The organism is Pseudomonas sp. NPDC098747 (genome assembly GCF_044760045.1).
GTDB lineage: Bacteria > Pseudomonadota > Gammaproteobacteria > Pseudomonadales > Pseudomonadaceae > Aquipseudomonas.
This window is the reverse complement of record NZ_JBIWAL010000063.1, coordinates 1-4,906: the sequence shown is the minus strand read 5'-3', so window position 1 is coordinate 4,906 and position 4,906 is coordinate 1. Positions and strand designations below refer to the sequence as shown.

The following is a 4,906-nucleotide window of genomic DNA, read 5'->3' as shown; positions in this document are numbered from 1 at the left end:
TGGCTGCTCATGTCAGCACGGCGCATAAGGCCAAGTTTGTGACGGATCAGCGGATGGCGGATCTCTTGGATGGACATGGGGAAAGGCTCCGGCGGCGGGCAAAAAAACCGGCCTAGATTAATCTATCCGAGGGTGATGTCCTATAGGACATAGAGTACGTTAGTCCATAAAGGCTTGATTCAGCCGTGCGAGATGCGTACCTTTGCCCGCTTTTCGCGACTATACCCCCCGTCAACCACCCCCCGGAGAGCGCCATGTCTGCTGATCTCGAGCATATCCGTCAAATCATGCGAGAGGCTGACTGCCTGTACACCGAGTCTGAAGTCGAGGCCGCCATTGCCCGCGTCGGTGCACAAATCAACGAAACACTGGCCGAGAGCAACCCGGTGGTGTTCTGCGTGATGAACGGCGGGCTGATCTTTTCCGGCAAACTGCTGACTCATCTGCATTTCCCGCTGGAAGCGTCCTACCTGCACGCTACCCGCTATCGCAACGAAACCAGCGGCGGCGACCTGTTCTGGAAAGCCAAGCCGGAAGTCTCGTTCATCGACCGCGACGTGCTGATCATCGACGACATCCTCGATGAAGGTCATACCCTGGGCGCGATCATCGACTTCTGCAAACACGCCGGCGCGCGCAAAGTGCACACCGCCGTGCTGATCGACAAGGATCACGACCGCAAGGCGCGTCCTGACCTCAAAGCCGATTTCGTCGGCCTGCCGTGCATCGACCGTTACATCTTCGGTTACGGCATGGACTACAAAGGCTACTGGCGTAACGCCAACGGGATCTTTGCCGTTAAAGGCATGTAATTCCGCAAACCCCCAATCCCTGTGGGAGCTAGCCTGCTAGCTCCCACAGTTGTTTTGTTTGTGGTGATCGATCTGTTGCGCAACGACACCGTGCATTCGCGTTGAGCCCGGCGGCAGGGCAGGGGTAAACTGCCCGCCCCGTGTCATGTCAGCGAGCTGGAGTCGGCAATGCGTAAAGATAAGAAACAAGTGATTGGTGACGAGATCGGCGATGAGCAGATCAAGCTGTTTCTCGATTTTGAACCAGTCGACGCCACTTCGCCGTCGCTGCACAAACTGATCAAGGCTTACCGTGGTCTGCGTATCGACGACTTCGAGCGGTTTCTCACGTTCTTTGTTGCGGCCGGGTATGACGTCGATGGCAAGGACGAGCAGGGCCAGACGTTCGTTGATCAGATCAAGGATCAGCGCAACGCCCCGGAATACATCGAGCTGATCGACAAGGCCCGCACCTGAGACCTTCTGGTCTTACACAAAAACTGTGGTGAGGGGATTTATCCCCGATGGGCAGCGCAGCGGCCCCAAAGCCTGAGCGCAGGGTGTGTCAGGCATACCTCATTCAATAGTTTGCGACTGCTGCGCAGCCGATCGGGGATAAATCCCCTCACCATAAAGTCAGCTGAGCCAGCAATTTCAGTTTCATCGGCCAAAAAAAACGCCCCGCACTCACTGAGCTGCGGGGCGTTTTTTATGCGGCGCGATCAAGCGTAGCTTGGCGTCTCGCTGCTTTCTTCAACCAGTTCCAGGGCGATGTTGTTCTGCGAGTTGATCTTGCGATACAGCGCAGCATCGGTTTCCAGAACTTTTTCACGGGCCGGGAAGATTTCCGCCAGTTTGCCAGCCCATTCACCAGACGCTTTGCCCGGGAAGCACTTCTCGATCAGCTCAAGCATGATCGAAACGGTTACCGACGCACCTGGCGAGGCGCCGAGCAGGGCCGCAAGGGAACCGTCCTTGGCCGCGACCAGTTCGGTACCGAATTGCAGGATGCCGCCCTTTTTCGGGTCTTTCTTGATGATCTGCACCCGTTGGCCAGCCACTTCCAGGCGCCAGTCTTCGGCTTTTGCCTCCGGGTAGAAACGGCGCAGGGATTCCAGACGCTGTTCCATCGACTGCATCACTTCGCTGACCAGGTACTTGGTCAGGTCCATGTTGTTTTTTGCCACCGCCAGCATCGGCCCGATGTTGCCGGCGCGAACCGACAGCGGCAGGTCCATGAAGGAACCGTGCTTGAGGAACTTGGTGGTGAAACCGGCGTATGGCCCGAACAGCAGGGATTTCTTGCCATCGACCACGCGAGTGTCCAGGTGCGGCACCGACATCGGTGGCGAACCTACGGCAGCCTGGCTGTAAACCTTGGCCTGGTGCTGTTTGACCACTTGCGGGTTGTCGCAGCGCAGCCACTGGCCGCTGATCGGGAAGCCGCCGAAGCCTTTGCTTTCTTCGATGCCCGAAGCCTGCAGCAATGGCAGGGCCGCGCCACCGGCGCCGAGGAAGACGAATTTGGCATCGACCTCACGGCTGCTGCCGCTGTTGACGTCCTTGATGCTGACGGTCCAGCCGCTGCCGTTACGCTTGAGGCCGGTCACACGCTTGCAGTATTTGACCTGGGCGTCGGGAGCGCTGGTCAGATGCTTGAGCAACTGATTGGTCAGGGCGCCGAAGTTGACGTCGGTGCCGTTCATCACGCGGGTCGCGGCGAGCACTTCATCGCTCGAACGGCCCGGCATCATCAATGGCATCCACTCGGCCATTTTGGCCTTGTCTTCGGTGTACTCCATGTCGGAGAAAGCGTGGTGCTTGCTCAGCACATCGAAGCGTGACTTGAGGAAGGACACGCCGCCATCACCCTGCACGAAGCTCAGGTGCGGCACCGGGCTGATAAAGGATTTGCACGAGCCGAAGGTGCCTTTTTTGGTCAGGTACGACCAGAACTGCTTGGACACTTCGAACTGGGTATTGATGTGCACGGCTTTTTTGATGTCGACGCTGCCGTCGGCCGCTTGCGGCGTGTAGTTCAGCTCGCACAGGCCAGCGTGGCCGGTACCGGCGTTGTTCCACGGGTTGGAACTCTCCGCAGCACCGGAGTCCATCAGCTCGACAACTTCCAGTTTGATCGCCGGATCGAGCTCTTTGAGCAGCACTGCAAGGGTGGCACTCATGATGCCGGCCCCAACCAGTACTACGTCGACTGCTTCGTTATGCGCCATTTAACGCGTCTCCAAAATCTGCAGCACCAAATTGTCGGCATGGCCGCCAGGCATTCAGGGACAGGTCAATTATGTCCCGGCTATCCGTGGTCAGGTTCGCCATGTCCGAATCTTCGCAATTTTTCGCAACTTCGACGGATGCATGCGGCCTGCTTCAAGAGCTCAATGAACTCATTTCAGCGCGCGGCTGGCAATTCGACTTATGGTCGAGACATCCGTTTTTGTGCAACCAAATCCGTAGCGGACAGGCTTCAGGCTCCGGTATTCGAGGTATACGCGGTCCTGTGTCGTTGGGCTGTTTCAGACGCTAATGGTGCATGTTCAGACGCAAAACTATTCATTTGCTCGCCACACTCTTGTGAAGTTGTGAAAACCCGTTTTTTTCACGCTCTTTTGAAGACGTGAACCTCAAAAAGGGCTGTCCATGCCTGGCACCCTGCCCGCAAGGGCAAAACAACGCGGTGGCCGAGCGTAATGACAGCTCTGCAGATTCGCGAAAAGCGGGGTTTTGCCGGAAGAACAGGCAAGCGCGCCAACTTCACTCGATCTGTGTGGGCGGCTCTCTGTGGGCGATTTTTGATGCCAATGCAAGCGCATTGACGGTGTTGCGGGGCCCGATCAGGAGACGTCCTTATAATCGGGGGGAGATTGTATCGAAGAAATGCGCGGAGTTGGTCGAGTTTAATGACTTTTATTAGGCATCCGGTCAGATGCTCAACTGCACCTGCGCCCGTGCGCGCATTTGACGCGGTACGACCCGGGCGCTGGCGGGCAGCGGCTGGTTCAGCCAAGTGAGGCGGATTTCTTCGATTTCCACCCAGCCATCGCCCATCGGTTGCAGGCTGCACTGCTTGAACGCCTGGCAGTGTCCGTTACGGTCGAGCAGGGCAAAGCAGCGATGCAGCGGGCGTGGCGCGAACAACGAGATCAGATAACGCATGGCCGAGTACCTTGTTGGAGGACTGATTTGAAGGATGCCGGCAAGCCGTGACGTGAACATGTATGGGGGGTGAATAATCTGTGACAGGAACCGCTTTCGACGGGGTTTGTCAGACATTTCAGTATTCACTGTCGGGCGCTGGTGACCCGCAGTGGCCCACCGCTATACTGCCGGCCTGTTTGTGCCTGATTCTGGAGAGAAAGCATGTTGCAACGCCTGTTGTTCGGTTTGATCACTGTGGCCGGTTTGACTCTGGCCGGCTGCGCCCACAGCCCGCAACAACTGAGTCCGGAACCGAAGCTGACCACGCAGTTGCCTGCGGTCGGCCGTGGCCAGCCTGTTGTGGTGCGAGTAGTTGACGGTCGTCCGTCGCCAACCTTGGGCACCCGTGGCGGTCTGTACCCTGAGACCAGTGCCATCACCGTGCAGCGCGAGCAAATCCTGCCGAAGTTGCAGGCTCAGGCTGAAGCCGCCGTGCGCTTGCTCGGGTTCACCCCGACCAACAACGCGCCAAACGCGCCGCAACTGACCGTGACCCTGGCCGAGCTGAAGTATCAGTCGCCCAAAGAAGGCATGTACGTGACTGAAGCGACCATCGGCGCGACCTTCCGCTCCGACGTGCAGAACGCCAACCGTCGCTACAGTGGCCGTTACGGTGCTTCACTGGACCAGCGTTTCGGCATGGCGCCGAACCAGGAAACCAACACCAAACTGGTCAGCGATGTGTTGAGCGATGCGCTGACGCGTCTGTTCAAGGATCCGACCGTGGGTCAGGTGCTGGCTGAATAAGCGGGTCTCTTGATGTGAAAAAGCCCGGGGCCAGTGATGGTTTCGGGCTTTTTTGTGGGCGGTGTCGCGTCCTGAATAAGGTTTACACCTTCTGGCTTTTTATCAGGAGGGCGCAATGGATACGGGCGGAAGACGCAGTCAGAGAGATTACACGC

5 protein-coding genes and 1 pseudogene are annotated in these 4,906 nt (G+C 57.8%); 3 read left to right on the top strand and 3 right to left on the bottom strand.

What is annotated here, in order from left to right:
• Positions 1–77, bottom strand: a pseudogene (gene upp / locus ACIQVE_RS25470) (uracil phosphoribosyltransferase); the annotation flags it as partial.
• Positions 78–254: 177 nt separating this feature from the next.
• Between upp and ACIQVE_RS25465 the strand changes: the two are divergent.
• Together ACIQVE_RS25465 and ACIQVE_RS25460 are read left to right on the top strand one after the other, a co-directional pair.
• Positions 255–812, top strand: coding sequence for a hypoxanthine-guanine phosphoribosyltransferase (locus ACIQVE_RS25465; RefSeq protein WP_402813776.1), 558 nt, complete (start codon positions 255–257; stop codon positions 810–812).
• Positions 813–980: 168 nt separating this feature from the next.
• A complete protein-coding gene (locus tag ACIQVE_RS25460) occupies positions 981–1,268 on the top strand; it encodes a PA4642 family protein (RefSeq protein WP_402813773.1) in 288 nt (95 codons plus the stop codon).
• A 245-nt stretch (positions 1,269–1,513) separates the two neighbouring features.
• Here the strand turns inward: ACIQVE_RS25460 and mqo are convergent, their stop codons facing one another.
• Positions 1,514–3,022, bottom strand: a complete 1,509-nt coding sequence (gene mqo / locus ACIQVE_RS25455; RefSeq protein WP_402813770.1) for a malate dehydrogenase (quinone) — start codon at positions 3,020–3,022, stop codon at positions 1,514–1,516.
• 706 nt (positions 3,023–3,728) lie between these two features.
• Positions 3,729–3,962: a hypothetical protein gene (locus ACIQVE_RS25450; RefSeq protein ID WP_402813767.1), complete on the bottom strand. Its 234-nt coding sequence runs from the start codon at positions 3,960–3,962 to the stop codon at positions 3,729–3,731.
• Between the two features lie 204 nt (positions 3,963–4,166).
• Here ACIQVE_RS25450 and ACIQVE_RS25445 point away from each other — a divergent pair, with 204 nt between their 5' ends.
• Entirely contained in the window at positions 4,167–4,751 is a 585-nt protein-coding gene (locus ACIQVE_RS25445) for a YajG family lipoprotein (RefSeq protein ID WP_007912832.1), read from the top strand.
• Positions 4,752–4,906: the final 155 nt, after the last annotated feature.